The sequence below is a fragment of the Roseburia sp. AF20-18LB genome (assembly GCF_003461185.1).
In the GTDB taxonomy this organism is placed as follows: domain Bacteria; phylum Bacillota; class Clostridia; order Lachnospirales; family Lachnospiraceae; genus Roseburia_C; species Roseburia_C amylophila.
This window is the reverse complement of record NZ_QTWP01000003.1, coordinates 218,220-243,774: the sequence shown is the minus strand read 5'-3', so window position 1 is coordinate 243,774 and position 25,555 is coordinate 218,220. Positions and strand designations below refer to the sequence as shown.

The following is a 25,555-nucleotide window of genomic DNA, read 5'->3' as shown; positions in this document are numbered from 1 at the left end:
ATGAGCGAAAAATTAGTTCTGATCGATGGACACAGTATATTAAACCGGGCATTTTTTGGATTACCGGATTTGACCAATGCAGAGGGACTTCATACCAATGCAGTATATGGTTTCTTAAACATTTTATTTAAAATATTAGAGGAAGAGCAGCCGGAGTATCTTACGGTTGCTTTTGATGTGCATGCACCAACATTCCGTCATAAGATGTTTGATGCATACAAGGGAACGAGAAAACCGATGGCAGAAGAATTGCGGCAGCAGGTACCGCTGATGAAAGAAATGCTGCGTGCCATGGGAGTTACGGTAATTGAAAAAGAAGGCTTGGAAGCAGACGACCTATTGGGAACCATAGCAAAGCGCAGTGAAGCAGCAGGCTATGAAGTGTCTGTAGTGTCCGGAGACCGGGACTTATTGCAGCTTGCCAGTGACCATATTAAGATCCGGATTCCAAAGACTAAGCGGACCGGAACGGAAATCGAAGATTATAATACCAAAGAGGTATTGGAAAAATATCAGGTTACACCATTGCAGTTTATTGATGTAAAGGCGCTGATGGGCGATACCGCAGATAATATTCCGGGTGTACCGGGAATCGGCGAAAAGACAGCCACGAACCTGATTGTGGCATATGGCAGCATTGAAAATGCATATGCCCATGTAGAAGAGATTAAGCCAAACCGTGCGAAAGAGATGTTAAAAGAGCATTATGATATGGCACAGTTGAGTAAGACACTGGCTACCATTAAGATAGATGCAGACATCCCATATGATATCAGGGAAGCAAGAATTGGCAATTTATATACACCGGAAGCTTATATGATGTGTAAGCGTCTGGAATTTAAGAATCTTTTGAAACGGTTTGAAGTGGACACACCGGTAAATACCGGAGAGGAAAACTTTAAACGAATCGAGGATTTTGCTGGGGTAGAAGATTTTTTTGAAAAGGCAAAGAAGCAGCAGGCAGCAGGCTTCCAGTTGATTTATGAAAAGGATGTTGTGCTTGGACTTGCAGTTGCATGCACAAAAGAAGATGTGGCATATATTCCGGTTGCGGGATTTGTGACAAAGCAGTATCTATTCGAACAGAGCAGACAGCTTCTTGTAGCAGGCGTAGAGCTTTGCACCTTTGATTTAAAACCACAGCTTAGATGGATAGAAGCCGATGAAAAAAGTCATATTTTTGATGTGAAAATAGCAGCTTATTTATTAAACCCATTGAAAAATGACTATGCTTATGAAGACATTGCAAAAGACTATCTTGATTTGATGGTGCCATCAAAAGAGGATTATCTTGGAAAGAAAGATTTTGTCACAGCATCGGAAGAAAAGCCGGAAGAATTCCTGAAAATGGCATGTTATCAGGCATACATTAATTTAATGGCAAAAGAGCCGCTGGCAAAGCAGTTAGAAGAAGAGGGCATGAAAGAACTCTTTGATAAAATAGAAATGCCACTGGTATATACCTTATCCGATATGGAAAAGGAAGGCATTGCCATTGATGCAGATGCCTTAAAAGAATATGGAGAGAATCTTGCAGTATCCATAGACAAAATTGAAAAAGAAATCTACGAAGAAGCCGGTGAAACCTTTAATATCAATTCACCAAAACAGCTTGGCGTGATTCTTTTTGAAAAACTGCAGATGCCAAACGGCAAGAAGACCAAGACCGGATATTCTACTGCAGCAGATGTACTGGAAAAGCTGGCACCGGATTATCCGATTGTATCAAAAATATTAGAGTACCGTCAGCTGACCAAATTAAAATCCACATATGCCGACGGACTGGCTGCATTTATTGCAGAGGATGGACGGATTCACAGTACATTCCAGCAGACCATAACAGCCACCGGACGTTTAAGCAGTACAGACCCGAATTTACAGAACATTCCAATCCGGATGGAATTGGGACGGCTGATTCGTAAAGTGTTTTTACCGAGAGAAGGTTATGTATTCTTAGATGCGGATTATTCCCAGATAGAGCTTCGTCTGCTGGCACATATGTCAGGAGATAAAAATCTGATTGATGCATATAAGCATGCAGAAGATATTCATGCGATTACTGCATCCAAGGTATTTCATGTGCCGTTCGAAGAAGTAACACCACTGCAGCGAAGAAATGCAAAGGCGGTAAACTTTGGTATTGTCTATGGAATCAGTTCCTTCGGATTAAGTCAGGATTTAAGTATTACAAGAAAAGAAGCAGAACAGTATATTAAGAGCTATTTTGAAACCTATCCGGGAATCAAGACATTCTTAGACGGACTGGTAGAGGATGGCAGGACAAAAGGCTATGTCACAACAATGTTTGGCAGAAGAAGACCGGTGCCGGAGTTATCCTCCAGTAATTTCATGCAGCGTTCCTTTGGAGAACGTGTGGCAATGAATGCACCGATTCAGGGTTCTGCAGCAGATATTATTAAAATAGCCATGATTCATGTACATGACCGCCTGAAAGAGGAAGGCTTGAAATCAAAACTGATTTTACAGGTACATGACGAACTTTTGGTTGAGACCTGTAAAGAAGAACAGCAGCAGGTAGAGAAGATTTTGAAAGAAGAAATGCTTCATGCAGCAGACCTTGCGGTAACCTTAGAGGTAGATATGCATGCCGGAAATAACTGGTACGAAGCAAAATAGGATAAGGCAGAAATTATGAAATTTATCGGAATTACCGGAGGCGTAGGAGCCGGAAAAACAGAAATATTAAAATACCTTGCCGGCAGAGAAGATACGAAAGTAATGCTGGCGGATGATATTGCAAGAGAACTTTCCGAGCCGGGACAGTCCTGTAACGAAAAATTGCAGGAGCTGTTTGCGGGAACAGATGTTTTTGATGAAAAGGGGAAGATGAACCGTCCGAAGGCGGCAGCCATTATTTTCAAGGATGAAGCCAGACGGAATGGAATGAATGAGATTTTGCATCCGGCAGTAAAGGAATATGTGCTTCATGTGTTAGAGCAGGAAAAGGAAGAAGGCAGGCTTCGTTATCTGGTATTGGAAGCGGCATTATTAATCGAAGAACATTATGATGAAATTTGCGATGAATTATGGTATATTTATACTTCAGAGGAGAATCGCAGAGCAAGGCTGAAGCAGTCGAGAGGCTACAGTGATGAAAAAATCAGTGAAATGTTTGAAAGCCAGCTTTGCGAGAACGAATACCGCAGACATTGCAAAGTGGTAATTGATAATAATGGTACGACGGAAGAAACCATTGCACAGGTAAAAACGATAATAGAGAATGAGGGAGAAAATACCAATGGATAATGCAGAACAGAATGCAAATCAATTTGTATTTGGCTTGGATATCGGAACAAGAAACGTAGTTGGAACAGTTGGATATCGGGAAGGCAAAGACTTCTATGTGGCAGCCCAGTATATGAAAGAGCATGAAACCAGAGCTATGCTGGATGGTCAGATTCATGACATCGGAAGAGTAGGCAGAACAATTGCAGAAGTAAAGGCAGAATTAGAAGGGCAGTTAGAGGCAAAGCTTACCGATGTCTGCATTGCTGCCGCTGGTCGTGTACTGAAAACCGTGACCACCAGCGTGGAATATGAATTCGCAGAAGAGACCGTAGTAACTGCAGAACATATACATACTCTGGATTTACTGGGAGTAGACCATGCCCAGCAGATTTTAAAAGAGAGGAATGATACCCGTTACAAATTTTACTGTGTGGGATATTCCGTTGTAAAATATTATATCAATGATGAAGTCTTTTCCAATATCGAAGGACATAAGGCAGAGAAAATTTCGGAGGATGTTATCGTAACCTTCCTGCCGGAGGACGTTGTAGATGGTCTGTATTCCGCAGTAGGGCAGGCTGGATTAAATGTTGCCAATCTGACTTTGGAGCCTATTGCTGCAATCAACGTAGCAATTCCGGAGGCCTTTCGTATGTTGAATATTGCACTGGTTGATGTGGGAGCCGGAACATCTGACATCTGTGTCACCAGAGACGGAAGCATTATTGCATATGGCATGATTCCTTATGCCGGAGATGAGCTGACCGAATTAATTGTACAGCATTATCTGGTGGATTTTAATATGGCAGAACATATGAAGCTGACATCCGGTATGGCGGATGAAGTGGAATTTACAGATATCATGAGCATTACCCATACGATTCCATCCGAAGAAATCTGGGATTTAACCCATGATACGGTAGATAAGATTACTACTGAGGTAGCAGAGAAAATCAAAGAGTTAAATGGTGATAAATCGGTCAGTGCAGCCTTCGTAGTTGGTGGTGGCGGCAAAATCCATGGATTTACGGAAATGCTTGCAGACAAACTTGAAATTCCAAGAGAGCGTGTAGCATTACGTGGAGAAGAAGTTTTAAAAGAGGTTCATTTTGCACAGGAAGAGATTAAGAAAGACCCATTACTGGTAACACCGATTGGAATCTGTCTTAATTATTATGACCAGAAGAATAATTTCATTATGGTCCGGTTTAACGGAGAACGCTTAAAGCTTTATGATAACAGCCATCTTACCATTGTGGACGCTGCATTGCAGGCGGGCTTCCCGAATGAAGCACTGTTCCCAAGACGGGGCAAGGCAGTGGAGTTTACCGTAAATGGAAAGCCGAGAATCGTCCGTGGAGAACCGGGAGAATCAGCCATTGTTAAAGTGGACGGAAGAGTAGTCAGCATCAATACACCACTGGTTCCGAATTCCGAGATTACCATAGAAGCCTCTACCATTGGAAAAGAAGCCGTATCTACGATTGAACAGTTAGATGAATATACATCCTCCACCATTACCTTCCAGGTCAATGGCATCAATATTACCTGCCCGAAATTTGTTCAGGTCAATGGAAGCCTTGAACCTTCTAATTATGTTATTCAGGAAGGGGACGAAATCGAAACCAGAAACTTCTATACCATTGGACAGCTGGCAGAGTTTATGGATGTGCGGATTGATGAAGAAGCCGGAATTATCTTAAATGGAAAACCGGCAGATATGGGTTCCCTTTGCTATGAGAACTTTGAAATCGAATGGAGTGCTTCTGCCTATGAAAGCGGTGAACGTCATATTTCCTATGGACAGGCAGACCACAGATTTGATGCCGGACTGGAAGAAGAAGTTTCAACAGAAGAAAGCACAGACAGTGCAGCTGAAGTTCATGAGACAGAAGCTTCTGTGGCAGCTGAACCTGTGACAGGCGAAAATGCTGCGGATGAAAATGCAGCAGATGGCATTCAAACGGCAGGTGCAGAGCCGGCAGTTGAAACGAATACAGATGCTGCAGCAGAAACAGCAGCCGATGCACCGGTGCAGAAACCGGCAGAGCCGGAAAGCAAAGAATTACATATTATTGCAAACAATCAGGAAATTACTTTAAGTGGCAAAGAAGAATATGTATTTGTGGATATTTTTGATTATATTGATTTTGATTTGTCAGCATCCCATGGAAGAGCAATTGTAACTTTAATTAATGGCATGGATGCCCAGTATACACAGGTATTGCAGGATGGCGATAAAATTGAAGTGTACTGGAAAGAGAATTACTAAATAGAAAGAGACATAAGAAAATGGAATTATGCAGTATTGCAAGTGGAAGCAGTGGAAACTGTATCTACGCAGGAACAGAAAGCAGCCATCTGATGATTGATGCCGGAATCAGTGGAAAGCGCATTGAAGCAGGATTAAACAGTATCGGTTTGAAAACCGCGGAAATGCAGGCACTGCTTGTGACCCACGAACATTCAGATCACATTTCCGGTCTTGGCGTGGTAGCAAGAAAATATGGAATTCCAATCTATGCCACGGCAGAGACCATTGAGGCAGTCAAAGGGATTTCCAGTGTGGGAAAAGTAGATGAGACATTGTTTCATCCTATCGAAGCAGGAGTGGAATTTCAGATTGGAGATATTACGGTGGAGCCGGTATCCATTTCCCATGATGCCGCAAATCCGGTGGCATACATCATGAAACAGTCAGATAAAAAGATGGCGGTCATTACCGATTTGGGGAAATATGACAATTATCTTATAGACAAGCTGCAGGATTTAGATGTATTATTGTTAGAAGCAAATCATGATGTGCGTATGCTTCAGGTGGGCAGTTATCCTTATCCTCTGAAACAGCGGATATTAGGGGACAGAGGACATCTTTCCAATGAGAGCAGTGGACAATTTTTAGGGCAGCTTCTGCATGATAAGTTTAAAAAAGTAGTATTGGGGCATCTGAGCAAGGAAAATAATCTGGCAGAACTGGCATATGAGACAGTGCGCCAGGAAGTAGAACAGGGTGAGAACCCGTACCACGGAAATGATTTTCCAATCCAGGTAGCAAAGCGGGACGAAGTGTCTGAGCTTATCCGGATTTAAGAATATTAAGAAAGCAAAAATAAGAGGAGAACAAAATGGAAAAGACACAGAGCAAGACAATTATTACTGTAGTAGGAAAAGATACTGTAGGAATTATCGCAAAAGTTTGTACTTATTTATCAGAACAGCATATCAATGTACTGGATATTTCACAGACTATCATTGACGGATTCTTCAATATGATGATGATTGTTGATTTAAATACATCCAAAACACCATTTGCTGAGTGTTCTGCAGCACTGGAAAAATTAGGTGAGGAAATCGGTGTTACCATCAAATGTCAGAGAGAAGAAATCTTTGATATGATGCACAGAATTTAATACGACTTACATAAAAGGGAACTGCTGTTGGCAGGTCACTAAGGCGTATCAATGAAAATACAGGAAATGAGCTGCGTAGAAAGGCAGAATATAGGAGACAAAAAATGATTAATATAATGGAAGTAAGCGAAACCAATAAAATGGTGGAGCATGAGAACTTAGATGTCCGTACCATTACCATTGGAATCAGTCTTTTGGATTGTATTGATTCTGATTTAAAGAAGTTAAACGATAACATTTATAAGAAAATTACTACAGTGGCAAAGGATCTGGTATCAGCAGGAAATCAGATTGAGCAGGAATTTGGAATCCCAATCGTAAATAAAAGAATTTCCGTTACACCAATTGCACTGGTTGGCGGGGCAGCCTGCAAGACACCGGAAGATTTTGCAACCATCGCAGATACTATGGATGCAGCAGCCAAAGCAGTAGGAGTAAACCTGATTGGTGGATATTCTGCACTGGTATCCAAGGGAATGACAAAGGCAGATGAGCTTTTAATCCGTTCTATTCCAATGGCACTTTGCCGTACCGAAAGAGTCTGCAGTTCTGTAAATCTTGCATCCACAAAAACCGGAATTAACATGGATGCTGTAAAATTAATGGGAGAGATTCTCTTAGAGGTGGCAGAGCAGTCTAAGGACAGAGATTCTGTAGACTGTATGAAACTGGTTGTATTCTGTAATGCGCCGGATGACAACCCGTTTATGGCAGGCGCATTCCATGGCGTAACAGAGGCAGATGCGGTAATCAATGTTGGTGTCAGCGGACCGGGTGTTGTAAAGACTGCACTGGAAAAAGTCCGTGGAGAGAACTTTGAAGTATTATGTGAGACCATCAAGAAGACTGCATTTAAAGTAACCCGTGTAGGTCAGCTTGTAGCACAGGAAGCGTCGAGAATTTTAAATATTCCATTTGGTATTGTAGATTTATCTCTGGCACCAACTCCTGCAATCGGAGACAGTGTAGCAGATATTCTTTGTGAAATTGGTCTTGAATATGCAGGTGCACCGGGAACGACAGCAGCCCTTGCTCTTTTAAATGACCAGGTTAAGAAGGGCGGCGTAATGGCATCTTCTTATGTTGGTGGTTTAAGTGGTGCATTTATTCCGGTCAGCGAAGACCAGGGAATGATTAATGCAGTACAGGCAAATGCCATTACACTGGAGAAATTAGAAGCAATGACCTGTGTATGTTCCGTAGGTCTCGATATGATTGCAATTCCGGGTGATACCAAGGCAACTACCATTTCCGGTATTATTGCAGATGAAATGGCACTTGGAATGATTAACCAGAAGACTACAGCAGCCCGTCTGATTCCGGTAATCGGAAAGGGAGTAGGCGATACTGTAGAATTTGGTGGATTATTCGGCTATGCACCGATTATGCCGGTAAACCAGTATTCCTGTGATGCATTTATCAACCGTGGGGGAAGAATTCCTGCACCAATTCACAGCTTTAAGAACTAGGATTTTTTGAAATGGAGAAAGAAAATGAGTGATATCCGTAAACTTGTGTTTTTTGAACGAGGCGTAGAAACATTAACTTATTTTTCGCATGAGATGGCAGCGTCATTTCGCAAGATGGGATATCAGATTTTCTTCTTTGACATTCAGGCAGAATATGCTGACACAAAACGATTAAGCCGCTTTTTAAAAAGTGGCGAGACCGCAGTCATTACCTTTAACTTTATCGGATTAAGCGGAGAGGAGTTCCTGTTGGAGACAGAGTCTCAGTCTGTCTTTGCCAGCAGAAATATTCCGGTCTATTGTATTCTTGTGGACCATCCGTTGTATTATCATAAGCAGCTTGATGAGACAATTCCGAATCTGACTGTGTTCTGTATCGACCGCCAGCATATTTCTTATATGAAACGGTTTTATAAAGGGATTCCCTGTCATTTTTTACCATTGGCAGGGAATTTTCTGATGGATGGGGAAGAGCGAGTCCCAACAGATTTTATTCCATATGAGAACCGGGAATATGAAGTGGGTTTTATCGCAAACTATGTGCATCTTCCGGCAATTGAAGAGCATTTTACCAGCCAGACGAAGGAATATATTGATTTCTATCATGAGATATTAAATTATCTCCGCCTGCATCCGTCAGAGCCGTTAGATTCTGCCATGGAGCATTTTGTCCGCCGGGAGATTCCGGAAGTAACGGAGCGGGAGCTGATGGCATGCTTTGCAGGAATGCTTTTTTTGGATATGTATAACCGGACTTATTTCCGTGGAGAAACGGTGCGGACATTGGTAGACAATGGAGTACGGGTACATGTTTTTGGCAAAGGGTGGGAGAATCTTAAGGTAAAACATCCGGAGAATCTTATTTTAAACGGAAGGCAGCTTGATTCTGCCGAATGCGTAAAAATCATCCGGAATACCAAGATTGCATTGAATACCATGCCGTGGTTTAAGGATGGAGCCCATGACAGAATTTTTACAGCCATGTTAAATAAAGCAGTATCCCTGACAGATGGCAGCATTTATTTAAAGGAGCGTTTCTGTGACGGAAAGGATCTGGCATTTTATGAGTTAGAGCATCTGGATGCATTGCCGGAGCAGGTATTATCCATGCTGGGGCATCCGAAGAAAATGAAAGAAATCATAGAATATTCTTATGAACGGGCACTTAAGGAAGATACCTGGGCGAACCGTGCAGAACGTCTGAGAGAGTTCTTATAGGAAGAATTCCTTGACAAGTGTTTTGGAATATGTTTTACTAAATTCAGGTCATATGACTGACGGAACCGTGGGAATAACCACATGAAGTATGACCTGAGGAAGCCGACCGTCTGGGCAGTTAAGCTCGGGATACGTGTCGGTATTTTTTATGCATTCAAGCAGGAAAAGTCACAGGGAAAATTCGAAAGAGAAAGAGACTTTGACGAAAGCTGCAGCAACTTTAAAAATTACATGGAGCGTAAGAAGGAGGAACAAAAATGAAGATGACTTCATTAGCAGAAGAACTTGGAAGCACTACTTATCCGGGAAGAGGAATTGTAATTGGAAAGTCGAAGAATGGAAAGTATGCGGTAACTGCTTATTTTATCATGGGAAGAAGCGAGAACAGCCGTAACCGTGTATTTGTTGAGGATGGAGAAGGAATCCGTACCCAGGCATTTGACCCTGCAAAATTAAGTGACCCAAGTCTTATTATTTATGCACCGGTTCGCGTACTGGGTAATAAGACCATTGTAACCAATGGAGACCAGACAGATACCATTTATGAACTGATGGATAAACAGCAGACCTTCGAACAGGCATTAAGAACCAGAGAATTTGAGCCGGACGCACCTAACTATACACCGCGTATTTCCGGAATCATGCATGTAGAAGATGGAAAATACAATTATGCAATGTCTATTTTAAAGAGCAACAATGGTAATCCGGATGCCTGCAACCGTTATACATTTGCTTATGAGAATCCGGTAGTTGGGGAAGGACATTTCATTCATACTTATATGAATGATGGAAATCCATTACCAAGCTTTGAAGGCGAACCGGTACTGGTTGATATCGGAGGTGACATTGATGCATTTACCGAGCTGGTATGGAATAATCTGAATGCAGATAACAAGGTATCTTTATTTGTAAGATATATTGATATTGAAACCGGAAAATATGAAAGCCGCATTGTAAACAAGAACAAATAGGATTTTGTGAATAAGATTTGTGCGAGAGAGGAAAATAAAAATGAAAGAATTAGAATTAAAATATGGTTGTAACCCAAATCAGAAACCATCCAGAATTTACATGGAAAATGGCGAATTGCCAATCAAAGTATTAAATGGTAAACCAGGTTATATTAACTTCTTAGACGCATTCAATGGCTGGCAGTTAGTAAAAGAATTAAAGAAAGCAACCGGACTTCCGGCAGCCACTTCTTTTAAACATGTTTCTCCGGCAGGTGCAGCAGTGGGACTTCCACTTTCTGAAGTAGAGCGTAAGATTTACTGGGTAGATGACATGGATGTAGAATTTACACCGATTGCTAATGCATATGCAAGAGCAAGAGGCGCTGACCGTATGTCCTCTTTCGGAGATTTCATTTCTCTTTCTGATGTTTGTGATAAAGCAACCGCACTTTTAATTAAAAGAGAAGTATCTGATGGAGTCATTGCACCGGGCTATGATGATGACGCATTAGAAATTTTAAAAGCAAAGAAAAATGGCAATTACAATGTCATTGAAATTGATCCTGACTATATTCCAGACCCAATCGAGCGGAAACAGGTATTTGGCGTTACCTTTGAGCAGGGAAGAAATGAGTTAAATATTGACGAGCATTTCTTTGACAATATTGTAACAGAAAACAAAGAGCTGCCGGAATCAGCAAAGAGAGATCTGGCAATTTCCATGATTACTTTAAAATATACACAGTCTAACTCCGTATGTTATGTAAAAGACGGACAGGCAATCGGTATTGGTGCCGGACAGCAGTCCCGTATCCACTGTACCAGATTAGCAGGCTCCAAAGCAGATAACTGGTGGTTACGCCAGTCTCCACAGGTACTGAATCTGCCATTTTTAGATAAAATCCGCAGAGCTGACCGTGATAATGCAATCGACCTATACATTGGCGAGGATTATATGGACGTACTTGCAGATGGCGAATGGGAGAAGATATTTAAGACCAGACCTGCTGTATTTACGGCAGAAGAAAAACGTGCATGGTTAGATAAGAATACCGGAGTATCTCTTGGCTCTGATGCGTTCTTCCCATTTGGAGATAACATCGAACGCGCCCACAGAAGTGGCGTGCAGTATGTAGCACAGCCGGGCGGATCTATCCGTGATGACCATGTAATCGAAACCTGTAACAAATATGGTATGGTGATGAGCTTTACCGGAATCCGTCTGTTCCACCACTAAGAGCTGGAAAAGAGGATTGGAGTTGGAAGATAAGATTTTGCTTTGTGAAAGGACATTTAGTTCCTGCTATAAAATTCCGCAGTTACTAAGCAGTTTGTTTTTCTTTTTGAGATAAAAACAGTCTTTCCAATGTTTGACAAGATGTCTGTACGGTTCGTCGAAGTACGGATGCATAATAAAGGCTGTTAGGGGCACTTGGAATTTCGTCTGGCAACAGGACTCGCTGGCACAGGGATGTGCCAGCGAGGCGCATTTGAACATGGATGTGAATTTGCGCCGGTTGCCAGATAATGTGATGTATTATCCGAAATTCCCAGTGCCCCTTGCAGGCTTTATAGAGCATCCGTACCCGACGGACAGTGCAGACATCCAGTCAAAGCAACGGAAAGACAGTTTACATTCAAGAAAAACAAACTGCTAAGAACTGCTGAAATTTTACTGCCAAAGAACTAAGATGTCCTTTTACAATCAAAATCTTAGTTCTTATCAAACGCTCTTTTGATTTTCCCACCAACCAAATGGTGGAATCAGACGGCACGGCAAATTCACACCCTTACAATATTGCGTACAAACTCGCTTCTGGCATCCTGCCCGGTTTTTCCGGACAGGATGTTTTCATATAATTCTCCGGCAAAGACATCCAGATCAAAAAGGCGTGCAGCATCAGAAGATAGCATAGAGGCTGCGTTGGCACTCTTAGAAATCATCGGAACATCCGCATAATTGCTTAAAATCGTGAGGAGCCGGGAGGCGTCTTTGCGGAATCCTAAGATACGAAGATAAGGAATATAATCTAAAGATTTTCCCAAACGATAATCTTCAGATGTAATCTGAAGCAGAAGGTGCGTGAAAATCCGGCTGATTCTGGTATAAGTCATATCCTTTGTTTTCAGTAACTGGCAGAACTGCTCAAAGGAATGAAACTGTTTTTGCATATTTTTTATCCGGCGGGCAATTGCTTCAGTGGAATCACCATAGGAAGCCAGTTGTGCTTCACTCTGCTGTAACAGAAGGTAAGAGAGCGGAGCAGAAAAATCATTGGCAGAAACCGGCGGATAAAGATTAAGATATTCTTTTAAAATAGAATAAGCAGCTTCCGGCAGATATGGATTTAATGCAGTGATGTCATTCCAGCCGTTTGAAAGAAGCTCTTTTCTTATGGCAGTGGCAGAGGAAAGACTGCTGTTAAGTGCCGCTTCGTGATAGCTGTCTCCGGTCCGCTGAATCAGATAAGGGGTGATGGCGGCATTCTGAGCCTGAATCGCTTTTAAATATTCAATAGCAAGAATATTATTTGGCTCATTTAAAAGGCAGGCAAGTTCATCGGCCGGGATTTGCGGGTTGGCTTCTTTTAAATAGCTGCATACCGCCTGACTTCTTGCGGCAGGATAGGACATTCCTTTTTTGAGACAGGAAGAGAGAACTTCTTTGTAGTTCGCTGGTTCGGATACGAGCAGGGAAGCAACTTCTTTTAATAAAGAAAGATTGTCTGTTTCTGCACCGAAGCAGAGGGTGTCTATACAGCCACATTTACGCATGAGTGCAACACCTGCAGAAGCAAAAAGTTCGGCAGAAGCAGTTGCCCAGAGGGCTGGCAGCTCAATTACCAGGTCAGCACCGCAGCTTAAAGCCATTTCTGTTCGTGCATATTTGTCAATAAGAGCCGGTTCTCCCCGCTGGACGAAATTTCCACTCATGGCTGCGATAACGAAGTCAGCCTGGGTCAGGGAACGGATTTTTTCTATCTGGTAAGCATGACCGTTATGAAACGGATTGTATTCTGCAATGATTCCTATGATGCGCATAAGTCCTCCAAAGTTACAAATAATATAGTTCTATCATAGCATTATTCCCATATTTTTGGCAAATTACTTATGGAAAGTATTCATAAGAAGAATTTCGAAAAAAATATTTTTCTTTGCATTTTTTCAGACACTGTACTTGAACACCATTTAAAATAGGCGTATACTAAACATACATATGCGGATTTGTAACAATGAACCGTAAAAAAATAGCAGTGAGGAGAAAACAGATGAACGTATTAGTTATTAACTGTGGAAGTTCTTCTTTGAAGTATCAGCTTATTAATTCAGATACAGAAGCTGTACTGGCTAAAGGACTTTGTGAAAGAATCGGAATTGATGGAAGATTAGTATACCAGCTTGCTGGCCATGATAAAGAGATAACAGAAGCGCCAATGCCGACCCATAAAGAAGGTATCCAGATGGTACTGGATGCACTGGTAAACCCAAAGACAGGTGCGGTAAAGAGTCTTTCTGAAATTGATGCAGTAGGACATCGTGTCGTACATGGTGGTGAGAAATTTGCCCAGTCTGTTGTATTAAATGAAGAGGTATTAGCAAAAGTGGAAGAGTGTAATGAGCTTGCACCACTTCATAACCCTGCAAACTTAATTGGTATTCGTGTATGTCAGGAACTTATGCCTGGTGTACCAATGGTAGGTGTGTTTGATACCGCTTTCCATCAGACCATGCCGCAGAAGGCTTATCTTTATGGTCTGCCATATGAATATTATGAGAAATACAAGGTAAGACGTTACGGTTTCCACGGAACAAGCCACAGCTTCGTATCCAAACGTCTGGCTGAGTTCTTAAATCTTGATTATAACAATTCCAGACTGATTGTTGCCCACCTTGGAAATGGAGCATCCATCAGTGCTGTATTAGATGGTAAATGTGTAGATACCTCTATGGGACTTACTCCATTAGAGGGACTTGTAATGGGAACACGTTCCGGTGACATTGACCCGGCAATCATGGAATTCATTGCAAAGAAAGAAAACCTTGACATCGACGGAATTATGGATGTATTAAATAAGAAATCCGGTGTAGAGGGACTTTCCGGTGTATCCAGTGATTTCCGTGACCTCGAGGCTGCTTATCATGAAGGAAATCCAAGAGCAATTGCAGCATGTGAAGTATTTGCTTACCGTGTAGCAAAATATATCGGTGCTTATGTGGCTGCAATGAACGGAGTAGATGCCATTGCATTTACCGCAGGAATTGGTGAGAATACATCTTTCATCCGTGAGAAGATTCTTGCATACTTCGGATATCTTGGAATTACCATGGATAAGGAAGCAAATATGGTTCGTGGAGAGGATAAGATTATTTCTACTCCGGATTCCAAAGTAACCGTATGCATTATCCCGACCAACGAGGAACTTGCAATCGCAAGAGAAACCGTAGCTTTGGTAGGCTAAAAAAGGAAAAATATTGTTGACAAAAGCTATAGTGCTATGTATAATTGTTTAGGTGTGAAAAGGAGACAAACGTGATATTAGATTTAACCGATGTATGTTCATGTGAAAATAAAGAGCTTACGAAAGAGGCTGTAATTGAATTGACATCCTTTGATTCAAAGTTAGGTGTGTTTCCGTTCATAGAGAAAAAGCCATTCGAGCTGCGTATCGTTAATGAAGAGAATAAGGATTTACTGATTCACGGAGAAACGGACGTAAGGATAGCAATACCATGTGACCGCTGCTTGGAAGAAGTTCCAACAGATTTCCACCTTGTATTCGATAAGAAGTTCCCATTGGAAGATGCGGATGCTTCGGAAGAAGAGATGGATGAGGCAGACTACATGAAAGGATTTCAGCTTGATATTGATAAAATGGTCTATGATGAAATCTTGGTGAACTGGCCAATGAAGGTTCTGTGCAGAGAGGATTGCAAGGGGATTTGTAAGAAATGCGGTACGAATCTGAATGTCAAGACTTGTGACTGCGAGAAATCTGAGCTGGACCCGAGAATGGCAGCAATTCAAGATATTTTCAATAAATTTAAGGAGGTGTAACCAGATGTCAATTTGTCCAAAGAACAAATCTTCCAAAGGAAGAAGAGATAAAAGAAGAGCAAACTGGAAAATGACTGCTCCAAGTTTAGTAAAATGCAGTAAGTGCGGCGCTTTGATGATGCCTCACAGAGTATGTAAGAACTGCGGTTCATACAACAAGAAAGAAATTATTCCTCAGGACTAATTAAGAAGTGACCGGGAGTGTTTGCAAAAACACTCCCTTTTTACTTTATGAAAAAGATAGGCATTTGCAGAACAATTCAGGTTTTGCGAATGCCTATTCATAGAAAAGGAGAAGGTATGAGCAATATTTTTAATTATAATAATAAGCTCTTTAGTGCATTTGATAAAGTGATTAACATATTCTGCCTGAGTTTAATCTGGTTCATGGCATGTATTCCGGTTTTTACCATTGGAGCATCCTGCACTGCACTTTATTATGCAGTGAATAAAGTAATCCGCCATGGCAGAGGATATATCTGGAAAGAGTTCTGGTCATCCTTCCGTTCTAATTTTAAACAGGCAACCGTAATCTGGCTGATTTTCTTACTGATTGGTCTTGTTATGGGAGCAGACTGGTTTATCATGTTCCAGTTTATGAAAGCCGGAGCAGCGTGGGGCAAGGCTTTTGTGATTTTCGTTGTTATGCTGGTATTTGAGATTGCAATCTGGTTATATGTATATCCGAACATTGCCCGTTTTGAAAATACCAATAAAGCAATTGTAAAGAATGCAGCACTGATGTCATTTGCACATCTGCCAAAGACCATTCTTATGCTGGTGATTTTGCTGGTAATTGCATTTTTAGTATATCTGATTCCATTTTTATTAATTTTTGCACCGGCGGCATTTATTGCAATTCAGAATGGAATTATGGAGAAGATTTTCCTGCGTTATATGTCAGAGGAGGACATTGCCAAAGAAGAGGAACGGAACCGGGAATATTTCAATTAGTTTTCTGTTGATTTCTATGGAAAGTTATAGTATATTTCAATATAGGCTTAATGTGATGGCAGATTTACAGGAGGAATGTATATGCAGGAAGTCATTAGAGTGGCAGTTGATGCAATGGGAGGCGACAACGCGCCGGGCGAAATTGTAAAAGGTGCCATCGAGGCAGTAAATACACGCAGAGATATACAGGTTGTACTGGTTGGACAGCAGGAGGTTATTGCTGAAGAATTGAAAAAGTATACCTATGAGAAAGACCAGATTGAAATTAAGAATGCAACAGAAGTAATTGAGACTGCGGAACATCCGGTAAATGCAATTCGTAAGAAAAAGGATTCATCAATTGTTGTGGGAATGAATATGGTAAAACAGAAGGAAGCAGATGCATTTGTATCGGCAGGAAGTTCCGGAGCCGTATTAGTTGGTGGACAGGTGATTGTAGGAAGAATCCGTGGTATCGAGCGTCCGCCTTTGGCACCGCTGATTCCAACCGAGACAGGAGTATCCCTGCTCATTGATTGTGGAGCAAATGTAGATGCCCGTTCTTCACATCTGGTACAGTTTGCCAGGATGGGTTCCATTTATATGGAAAATGTTGTGGGAATCAAGAACCCGAGAGTTGCAATCGTAAATATCGGAGCAGAAGAAGAAAAAGGAAATGCACTGGTAAAGGAAACATATCCTTTATTAAAAGAATGCAAGGATATCAATTTTGTGGGAAGTATTGAAGCAAGAGAGATACCACATGGCGGAGCAGATGTCATTGTCTGTGAAGCGTTTGTAGGAAATGTAATCCTTAAACTTTATGAAGGACTTTCCAGTACGCTGATTGGTGTAGTAAAGCAGGGAATGCTCAGCAGCCTAAAGAGTAAGATTGGTGCAGCATTGGCATTGCCGGCACTGAAGAAGACATTAAAATCTTTCGATGCATCCCAGTATGGCGGGGCACCATTGCTTGGACTGAATGGACTGGTGGTTAAAACACATGGAAGCTCCAAGGCGAAGGAAGTAAAGAATTCCATCATTCAGTGTGTTACATTTAAAGAACAGGATATCAATAATAAAATCAAAAAAAATATAGTAATTTCTGAAACAGAAGAATAGAAAGGAAAAGATTATGGAATTTGAAAAACTGAAAAAAATTATTGCAGAAGTCCTGAATGTGGACGAAGAAGAGATTAGTATGGAAACTACTTTTGTAGATGACCTTGGCGCAGATTCATTGGATGTTTTCCAGATTATCATGGGTCTGGAGGAAGAATTTGATATTGAGATTCCAAATGAAGAAGCAGAGAAAATTGTTACTGTAGGCGATGCGGTAGAGCAGATAAAGAGTGCGCTGAACTAAAAGCAGAATAGATAGTATTCTTCAAAGGAAGCATATTGTGCGAAAGAGTCCGGCATGCCGGATTCTTTTTTGCTTTACAGGAAATTTCTTTCCTGTAAAGTAAAAAACGCTCCGCGAGGATGCACACTGCGGCGTATAAGGTAGATGTCGCAAGCGACCGCCGCAGGCGGCTTGCAAAGCGTGTTTCCCGTAGTTTGCGGGCAGCAACGACAGTTAGAAGGAGAAAACAGTGAGCAGATTACATGAATTTGAAGAAGTGATAGGATATCATTTCAACAATCAGGGATTATTAAGACAGGCATTAACCCATAGTTCCTATGCCAATGAAAGACATATGAAGAAGCACTCAGATAATGAGCGGCTGGAATTCTTAGGCGATGCAGTGCTTGAGGTTACATCCAGTGAATTCTTATACCAGAAGTACCCGGATTATTCGGAAGGTGAACTGACCAAGCTCCGGGCAAGCCTTGTGTGTGAGCCGACACTGGCATTTTGTACCAGAGCAATTGATTTGGGAAAATATCTGTATCTGGGAAAAGGAGAGGATTTAACAGGAGGAAGAAATCGGAAATCCATTCTTTCGGATGCATTGGAAGCAGTAATAGGAGCAATTTTTCTGGATGGTGGTTTTGCTAATGCAAAAGAGTTTGTGTTAAAATACATTCTGACAGACATTGAGCACAAACAGCTCTTTTATGATAGCAAGACTATCCTGCAGGAGATAGTACAGGCAGGATATAATGAAGAACTGAATTATCAGTTGATTCGGGAAGAAGGACCGGATCATGATAAGCGGTTTGTGGTAGAAGCCAGAATCGGAGAAAAGTCCATTGGAGAGGGAATGGGACATACAAAGAAAGCAGCAGAACAGGAAGCTGCATATCAGGCGCTGCTTAAGCTGAAACAGCAGGAGAATAAGCGCTCTTAAACGGAGGAAGTTATGTATCTCAAAAGTATTGAAATTCACGGTTTTAAATCATTTGCAAATAAAATTGTATTTGATTTTCACAACGGAATCACAGGCATTGTGGGGCCAAACGGTAGTGGAAAAAGTAATGTTGCGGACGCAGTGCGCTGGGTATTGGGAGAACAGAGTGCCAAGCAGCTTCGTGGCGCAAGTATGCAGGATGTTATTTTTGCGGGAACAGAGAATCGTAAGCCATTAAGTTATGCATATGTTGCGATTACATTAGACAATGCAGACCATCAGCTTGCGGTAGATTATTCAGAAGTAACGGTAGCCCGAAGAGTATACCGTTCCGGAGAAAGTGAATATCTTATCAATGGCAATCCATGCCGTCTGAAGGATGTAAGCGAGCTTTTTTATGATACCGGTATCGGTAAAGAAGGTTATTCTATTATCGGACAGGGTCAGATTGAGCGAATCTTAAGCGGTAAGCCGGAGGAAAGAAGAGAACTTTTCGATGAAGCGGCAGGAATTGTAAAATATAAGAGAAGAAAAGTAACCGCCCAGAAGAAATTAGAAAGTGAGCGGGAGAACCTGGTACGTGTCAATGACATTTTGACAGAGTTGGAGCGTCAGGTAGGACCGTTGGAGAAACAGTCAGAGACCGCAAGAATCTATCTTAAGAAAAAGGAAGAGTTAAAGACCTTGGATGTTAACATGTTCCTTTTAGAGATGGAGCGGATTGAGACCCAGACCAAAGAAGTAGAAGAAAAGTTTAAAATTGCAGATACCCAGTTAAAAGAAGACAACGAGGCATACGAGAATATCAAAGCGGAGTATGAGAAAAAAGAGCAGGACATGGAAGAAATGGATGCGAAAATCACAGAAATCCGCGAAGAACTCAGCAATACCAATGTCATGAAGGGAAAACTGGAAGGTCAGATTAATGTATTAAATGAGCAGATTAAGGCTGCACAGATGACAGATGACAGCTTAAAAGCACGTTTGGAGCAGTTAGAAAGTGACCGGAAAGAAAGAAAAGAACAGCAGGAGCATTATCTTGCACAGAAGCAGGAAATTGACAGCCAGGTAGCAGAGATTGAAGCACGCAAGCAGGCAGCTTCTGATGAGTTAGAAAAGATTCAGAAGGAAATTGCCCGCTGTACACAGGGCATCGAAGAAGGCAAGAATGAGATTATTGAGATTCTGAATAATAAAGCTTCCACAAAAGCAAAATTACAGAAATTCGATACCATGGCAGAGCAGGTAAATATCCGCAAAGCCCAGTTGAATCAGCGTCTTTTAAAGCGTAAAAGCGAAGAAGCAGATTTGCAGAGTGTATTGTCAGAATATCAGGACAAATTAGCAGAAGTAAATCGTGAGATTGAAGCATTAAAGGCAAAAGAAAAAGAGACCGCAGACTTAATTCAAAGCTGGCGTAAGAAAACAGCAGAGAACCGGAGTGCCTTAGAAAAAGCAACTATTGATTATAATAAGGGAGAATCCCGTCTTGAGACCTTAAAAAATATTGCAGAGCGTTATGAAGGCTATGGAAACAGTATCCGTAAGGTAATGGAGCAGAAGGATAAGGAAGGCGGAATCCTCGGCGTTGTGGCAGACCTTATTCAGGTGGACAAGAAGTATGAGACAGCCATTGAAGTTGCACTCAGTGGAAACATCCAGAACATTGTTACGAAAGACGAGCAGACAGCAAAGAAAATGATTGCTTATCTGAAACAGAATCGTCTGGGACGTGCCACATTCCTGCCGCTGACCAGTGTTACCGGTAAGGATAACAGCAAGCAGGATGTATTCTTAAAAGAAGAAGGTGTAATCGGAAAGGCAGATACGCTGGTAAAACATGATGCAAAATTTGACGGTGTAATGTCCTATCTTCTTGGAAGAGTCTTTGTTATGGACTCCATTGACCATGCGTTGGCACTGGCGAAGAAGAGCCATTATTCTTTACATATGGTAACCTTGGAGGGTGAGTATTTAAGCCCGGGTGGTTCCATTGCCGGTGGTGCCTTTAAGAATACCGGTAATCTTCTGGGAAGAAAACGCGAAATTGACGATTTGACGAAGAGACTGGAAGAACTGAAGAAAACCATTGCATCCTGCAAGGAGCGGAGCGAAGAAATCCGCACTGCACAGGAACTTGCCATGCAGGATATGGAAAAGGTACGGACTGATTTACAGGAACAGTATTTACAGCAGAATACAGCCAGGATGAATGTAGACCGTACCTTGCAGCAGAAGAATGAAAGCGAGAGCGTATTTGAAGGCTTAAAGAATGAGAGCCAGGATATTGAAGAACAGTTGACGGATATTAAGAAGGGCAAGGAACGTACGGAAGAGGAAATCAAAGAAGCAGAAGTACGGGAAGAAGAAATCAAAGCCCAGGCAGAGCAGTTCCGGGTAATTTTAGAAGAACAGATGAAACTGGAAGAGGCTGCAACTGAAGCTGTTTCCAAGGTGCAGTTAGAGGAAGCCGGATTCACACAGAAACAGGAATTCATACAGGAAAACTTAGAACGTGTGGAAGAAGAATTAGAGCGTGTATACAAGAATCAGGAGTCTTTGAAGAATCAGTCAGCAGAATCCAAAGAAGATGCAAAACGTCATGAGGCAGACATTGAAGTCATCCGAAAGACCATTCTTGCATCCGATGAGAATTATGCGGCATTGAATCAGAAGCTTTCTGAGAGCATTGCTGCAAAAGAACAGATGTCAGCAGAGTATAAGGGATTCTTTGAACGAAGAGAAGAGATTTCCAAGCGGATTGCAAATCTTGACAAAGAGATTTTCCGACTGAACAGCCAGAGAGAGAAGTTAGAAGAGGCAGGTGAATACCAGACCAATTATATGTGGGAGGAATATGAGCTGACTCCGCATAACGCATTGCTGCTTCGCAATGAAGAATATCAGGATTTGCCGGAACTTAAGAAACAGATTTACGGTATCAAGGATGATATCCGAAAATTGGGTGATGTCAATGTCAATGCCATTGAAGAATATAAAGAAATCAGTGAACGTTATACGTTTTTAAAGACGCAGCATGATGATTTAGTAGAAGCAGAGCAGACGCTGGTGGGTATCATTGAAGATCTGGATACCGGAATGCGCAAGCAGTTTACCGAGAAGTTTGCGGAAATCCAGCATGAATTTGACAAGGCATTTAAGGATCTCTTTGGTGGTGGTAAAGGAACCTTAGAGTTAGTCGAGGATGAGGACATCTTAGAGTGCGGCATCCGTATTATTGCGCAGCCACCTGGAAAGAAGCTGCAGAACATGATGCAGTTGTCCGGTGGAGAGAAATCGTTGACAGCCATTGCACTGTTATTTGCAATTCAGAACTTAAAGCCATCCCCATTCTGTCTTTTAGACGAGATTGAGGCAGCGTTAGATGATTCTAACGTAGGACGTTTTGCAAAATATCTGCATAAATTAACGAAGAATACGCAGTTTATTATCATTACGCACCGAAGAGGAACCATGGCAGCAGCCGACCGCCTGTACGGAATTACCATGCAGGAGAAGGGTGTATCCACACTGGTAAGTGTAAATCTGATTGAAGAAGATTTAGATAAATAAGAGAAATGAACAGAGAAAGAAGTGACAAGATGGAAGAAGAAAAGAAAGAGAAAAAAGGCTTTTTTGCCCGCCTTGTATCAGGATTAACCAAGACAAGAGATAACATTGTATCCGGTATTGATTCTGTATTTCATGGATTTTCACATATTGATGATGATTTCTATGAAGAAATCGAAGAGATTCTGATTATGGGAGACCTTGGTGTACATGCCACAGAGGCAATTTTGGACAAGTTAAAGGAACGTGTCAAAGAAGAAAAAATCAAAGAGCCGGCAGACTGTAAAGAGCTTCTGATTCAGAGTATCAAAGAGCAGATGGATGTAGGCGAGACTGCATACCGCTTCGAGGAAGAAAAATCTGTCGTTTTAGTCATTGGTGTAAACGGAGTCGGAAAGACAACCTCTGTTGGCAAGCTGGCAGGTAAATTAAAGAGTCAGGGTAAACGCGTGGTTTTAGCTGCGGCAGATACCTTCCGTGCAGCGGCAGGAGACCAGTTAAAGGAATGGGCGAACCGTGCCGGAGTAGACATGATTGGCGGCCAGGAGGGTGCTGACCCGGGCTCTGTGGTATACGATGCAGTAGCAGCTGCGAAAGCAAGAAAGGCAGATGTTCTTTTGTGTGATACTGCCGGACGGCTTCATAACAAGAAAAACCTGATGGAAGAACTTCGCAAAATCAACCGTATTCTGGAAAAAGAGTATTCCGATGCATACCGCGAGACCTTGGTAGTATTGGATGCCACAACCGGACAGAATGCACTGGCACAGGCAAGACAGTTTGCAGAGGTGGCAGACATTACCGGAATTATTTTAACGAAAATGGATGGAACCGCAAAAGGTGGTATCGCAGTTGCCATTCAGTCAGAGCTTGGCATTCCTGTAAAATATATCGGTGTCGGTGAAACCATAGATGATTTACAGAAATTTGATTCCGGGCAGTTTGTAAATGCATTGTTTGATGTAAAGGAAGATTCGGTAGAAGAAGGAGAGGCAGAATGTTAACATTAGATAAGTTTGAAGAAGCAAGTGAAAAAGTAAAAGAAGTAACTTTGGAGACCAAATTAATTTACAGCAATTATTTGAGTGAGCAGACCGGTAACAAAGTATATCTGAAACCAGAAAATATGCAGTTTACCGGAGCATATAAGGTACGTGGTGCCTATTATAAAATCAGCACTTTATCCGAAGAAGAAAGAGAGAGGGGACTGATTACCGCTTCCGCAGGAAACCATGCCCAGGGTGTTGCCTATGCAGCAAAATGCTATGGCTGTAAAGCAACCATCGTTATGCCAACCACAACACCACTGATTAAAGTAAACCGTACCAAGAGCTATGGTGCTGATGTAGTACTTTATGGAGATGTTTATGATGAAGCATGTGCACATGCTTATGAACTGGCTGAGAAGCATGGATATACCTTTATCCATCCTTTTGATGATTTGACGGTTGCAACCGGTCAGGGAACCATTGCCATGGAAATCTTTAAAGAACTTCCGCTGGTTGAGTATATTTTAGTTCCAATCGGAGGAGGCGGACTGGCAACCGGTGTTTCCACTCTTGCCAAATTACTGAATCCAAAGATTAAAGTGATTGGTGTAGAACCGGCTGGAGCAAATTGTATGCAGGCTTCCTTTAAGGAGGGTAAGGTTACAACACTTCCGGCAGTAAATACCATTGCAGATGGTACCGCAGTAAAGACTCCGGGAGAAAAAATCTTCCCATATATTCAGAAGAACTTAGACGATATCATCACCGTAAGTGATGATGAGCTGGTCGTATCTTTCCTTGATATGGTAGAAAACCATAAGATGGTGGTAGAGAACTCCGGTTTACTTACCGTTGCCGCATTAAAGCATCTGAATGTGAAAGACAAACGGGTCGTATCCATCCTGAGCGGTGGAAACATGGATGTCATTACCATGTCTTCCGTTGTTCAGCAGGGACTTATTTTCCGCGACAGAATCTTTACTGTATCTGTACTGCTTCCGGATAAGCCGGGTGAGCTTTGTAAAGTGTCCGGAATCATCGCAAGAGAGCAGGGAAATGTTATCAAGCTGGAGCATAACCAGTTTGTAACAACCAACCGTACCGCGGCAGTTGAACTTCGCATTACATTAGAGTGCTTTGGACCGGAGCATAAACAGCAGATTATCAATGCTTTGGAAAAAGAAGGCTATAAACCAAAACAGGTTCGTACCAGCCTGTAAGGGACGTTTATTGGAAAAGGATATTTTTCAATTTCTTTGCAGACAGAAGAAAAAAGTATAGTTTGTAATAAAATAGAAAAAGCCGCATTGGAGAGGAAGAAAAACTTCAGCTCTGATGCGGCTTTTGGAATGGTAGATTATAATTTCTCCGGCGTAAATACACCGATATCATTTCCGGTTCCGCTAAGTGGCATCTGATAACAGACAGAGTCATTGCCGTATTCATAGAAGTAAAGGTACTGTGAGGTGGTATGTAATGCGGTATAATTACCGGATATCAGTAATTCCTCATTGCTTCCGTCGGTGAGACAGCGGTAGATACCGGCACCCTCTCCATTTTTTTGATAATAGATATAATCCCCGGTGACGTTGTAGCAGTCAATTCTGGATGGAATGATAAGGTTGGCAGTACCGCTGCTTAAGGAATAAGTGCTTAGTCCATAATCGTTGTCTCCATCCATGTAATAAGCCGTGTCATTAATTACAGTCGGTTCATAACAGGTGCAGCTATAGAGTGTAGCAACAGAGTTGTCAGCAGTATCAAGCTGCAGGAGAGAGTGGGAATCGTTTTCGCCATTAAAGTACATATACTGTCCATTAGAGGAGCAGGTCTTATAAGGAAACTTAGAAACCTGTTCTTTTTCTGTTCCGTCGATTTTTATCCGATACAGGGTAGAAGCCGTTTCTTTGTCATAGTGGATATAGTAAATATAATTTCCGTACAGTCCGGCATAAAGACTTGGGTCGTCATCTAAAATGGTAACCCTGCCTCCATCACGGTTGATACGGCATAAGCTGTTAGTTCCAAAATTCAGAAAAGAGAAATTAGTATCCTCACTCTTGTTGTTTCGGACATAGTAAACATAGTGATCATCTGCATTGATATAAGAGACGGTATCATCGGAAAGCTTCTTCATATCAGAACCATCAGGATTCATGGAATAGAGTCGGTGGTTGTCGGAAGGATTACTGAAGAAAACAGTGCCGTTGCTTTCACAGAAAAGTCCACCGTTATAAAGATTACCGGCAGAATTTCCATTGACATAACCGGAATTCATTTTTGTGCGGTTGAGAAAATGAATCAGACAAAACACTGTAATCAGAATAAGAATAATTGCAATCGTGATAAAGAGCTGTTTTTTTCGTTTGTTTTTCATAAGAATCCTCCTTTGATGTTATATGTAATCAGACGAT

General features: G+C 41.7%; 21 protein-coding genes and 1 riboswitch. Of the genes, 19 read left to right on the top strand and 2 right to left on the bottom strand.

The window, feature by feature from the left end:
• The 9 genes from polA to DWX65_RS08270 all read left to right on the top strand — a co-directional run bounded on the left by polA (window position 1) and on the right by DWX65_RS08270 (window position 11,536).
• Entirely contained in the window at window positions 1-2,637 is a 2,637-nt protein-coding gene (gene polA, locus DWX65_RS08315; RefSeq protein WP_118173222.1) for a DNA polymerase I, read from the top strand.
• A 15-nt stretch (window positions 2,638-2,652) separates the two neighbouring features.
• A complete protein-coding gene (coaE, locus tag DWX65_RS08310; RefSeq protein WP_118173221.1) occupies window positions 2,653-3,267 on the top strand; it encodes a dephospho-CoA kinase in 615 nt (204 codons plus the stop codon).
• Complete coding sequence (locus DWX65_RS08305; RefSeq protein ID WP_118173220.1) at window positions 3,260-5,521, top strand: cell division FtsA domain-containing protein; 2,262 nt, start codon at window positions 3,260-3,262, stop codon at window positions 5,519-5,521. The genes coaE and DWX65_RS08305 overlap by 8 nt, the downstream gene beginning before the upstream one ends.
• A gap of 20 nt (window positions 5,522-5,541) precedes the next feature.
• The gene (locus DWX65_RS08300; protein WP_117698746.1) at window positions 5,542-6,339 is read left to right on the top strand and encodes an MBL fold metallo-hydrolase; all 798 of its coding nucleotides are present in this window, start codon (window positions 5,542-5,544) and stop codon (window positions 6,337-6,339) included.
• A 35-nt stretch (window positions 6,340-6,374) separates the two neighbouring features.
• Entirely contained in the window at window positions 6,375-6,659 is a 285-nt protein-coding gene (locus DWX65_RS08295) for an ACT domain-containing protein (protein WP_022244074.1), read from the top strand.
• A 104-nt stretch (window positions 6,660-6,763) separates the two neighbouring features.
• Window positions 6,764-8,128 carry a PFL family protein gene (locus tag DWX65_RS08290; RefSeq protein ID WP_117698745.1) on the top strand — a complete coding sequence of 455 codons (1,365 nt, stop codon included), beginning with the start codon at window positions 6,764-6,766 and terminating at the stop codon, window positions 8,126-8,128.
• A 24-nt stretch (window positions 8,129-8,152) separates the two neighbouring features.
• A complete protein-coding gene (locus DWX65_RS08285) occupies window positions 8,153-9,346 on the top strand; it encodes a glycosyltransferase family protein (protein WP_118173219.1) in 1,194 nt (397 codons plus the stop codon).
• Window positions 9,347-9,388: 42 nt separating this feature from the next.
• Window positions 9,389-9,469, top strand: a riboswitch (ZMP/ZTP riboswitch).
• Window positions 9,470-9,603: 134 nt separating this feature from the next.
• Window positions 9,604-10,317 (top strand): IMP cyclohydrolase, encoded by a 714-nt coding sequence (locus tag DWX65_RS08275; protein WP_118173217.1) that lies wholly within the window; start codon window positions 9,604-9,606, stop codon window positions 10,315-10,317.
• A 40-nt stretch (window positions 10,318-10,357) separates the two neighbouring features.
• A complete protein-coding gene (locus DWX65_RS08270; RefSeq protein ID WP_117841215.1) occupies window positions 10,358-11,536 on the top strand; it encodes a phosphoribosylaminoimidazolecarboxamide formyltransferase in 1,179 nt (392 codons plus the stop codon).
• Between the two features lie 545 nt (window positions 11,537-12,081).
• Here DWX65_RS08270 and DWX65_RS08265 read toward each other — a convergent pair.
• Window positions 12,082-13,341, bottom strand: coding sequence for a nucleotidyltransferase (locus tag DWX65_RS08265; protein ID WP_118173216.1), 1,260 nt, complete (start codon window positions 13,339-13,341; stop codon window positions 12,082-12,084).
• A 227-nt stretch (window positions 13,342-13,568) separates the two neighbouring features.
• Between DWX65_RS08265 and DWX65_RS08260 the strand changes: the two genes are divergently transcribed.
• The 10 genes from DWX65_RS08260 (at window position 13,569) to ilvA (ending at window position 24,361) form a co-directional block, all read left to right on the top strand.
• A complete protein-coding gene (locus DWX65_RS08260; protein ID WP_022244081.1) occupies window positions 13,569-14,759 on the top strand; it encodes an acetate kinase in 1,191 nt (396 codons plus the stop codon).
• Between the two features lie 71 nt (window positions 14,760-14,830).
• A complete protein-coding gene (locus DWX65_RS08255) occupies window positions 14,831-15,355 on the top strand; it encodes a YceD family protein (protein WP_197420842.1) in 525 nt (174 codons plus the stop codon).
• Window positions 15,356-15,359: 4 nt separating this feature from the next.
• Window positions 15,360-15,539 (top strand): 50S ribosomal protein L32, encoded by a 180-nt coding sequence (rpmF, locus tag DWX65_RS08250; protein WP_022244083.1) that lies wholly within the window; start codon window positions 15,360-15,362, stop codon window positions 15,537-15,539.
• 116 nt (window positions 15,540-15,655) lie between these two features.
• On the top strand, window positions 15,656-16,309 hold the full coding sequence (locus tag DWX65_RS08245; RefSeq protein ID WP_022244084.1) for a YesL family protein: 654 nt from the start codon (window positions 15,656-15,658) through the stop codon (window positions 16,307-16,309).
• A gap of 81 nt (window positions 16,310-16,390) precedes the next feature.
• Window positions 16,391-17,410, top strand: a complete 1,020-nt coding sequence (plsX, locus tag DWX65_RS08240) for a phosphate acyltransferase PlsX (RefSeq protein ID WP_022244085.1) — start codon at window positions 16,391-16,393, stop codon at window positions 17,408-17,410.
• A gap of 13 nt (window positions 17,411-17,423) precedes the next feature.
• Window positions 17,424-17,654, top strand: coding sequence for an acyl carrier protein (gene acpP, locus DWX65_RS08235; protein WP_022244086.1), 231 nt, complete (start codon window positions 17,424-17,426; stop codon window positions 17,652-17,654).
• A gap of 229 nt (window positions 17,655-17,883) precedes the next feature.
• Entirely contained in the window at window positions 17,884-18,582 is a 699-nt protein-coding gene (gene rnc, locus DWX65_RS08230) for a ribonuclease III (protein WP_022244087.1), read from the top strand.
• Between the two features lie 12 nt (window positions 18,583-18,594).
• The gene (smc, locus tag DWX65_RS08225) at window positions 18,595-22,155 is read left to right on the top strand and encodes a chromosome segregation protein SMC (protein ID WP_118173215.1); all 3,561 of its coding nucleotides are present in this window, start codon (window positions 18,595-18,597) and stop codon (window positions 22,153-22,155) included.
• Window positions 22,156-22,160: 5 nt separating this feature from the next.
• Complete coding sequence (gene ftsY / locus DWX65_RS08220) at window positions 22,161-23,156, top strand: signal recognition particle-docking protein FtsY (RefSeq protein ID WP_118173214.1); 996 nt, start codon at window positions 22,161-22,163, stop codon at window positions 23,154-23,156.
• The gene (gene ilvA, locus DWX65_RS08215; protein WP_022244090.1) at window positions 23,150-24,361 is read left to right on the top strand and encodes a threonine ammonia-lyase; all 1,212 of its coding nucleotides are present in this window, start codon (window positions 23,150-23,152) and stop codon (window positions 24,359-24,361) included. Before ftsY ends, ilvA begins: the two co-directional genes overlap by 7 nt.
• 137 nt (window positions 24,362-24,498) lie before the next feature.
• Here the strand turns inward: ilvA and DWX65_RS08210 are convergent, their stop codons facing one another.
• Window positions 24,499-25,518 (bottom strand): DUF5050 domain-containing protein, encoded by a 1,020-nt coding sequence (locus DWX65_RS08210; RefSeq protein ID WP_118173213.1) that lies wholly within the window; start codon window positions 25,516-25,518, stop codon window positions 24,499-24,501.
• Window positions 25,519-25,555: the final 37 nt, after the last annotated feature.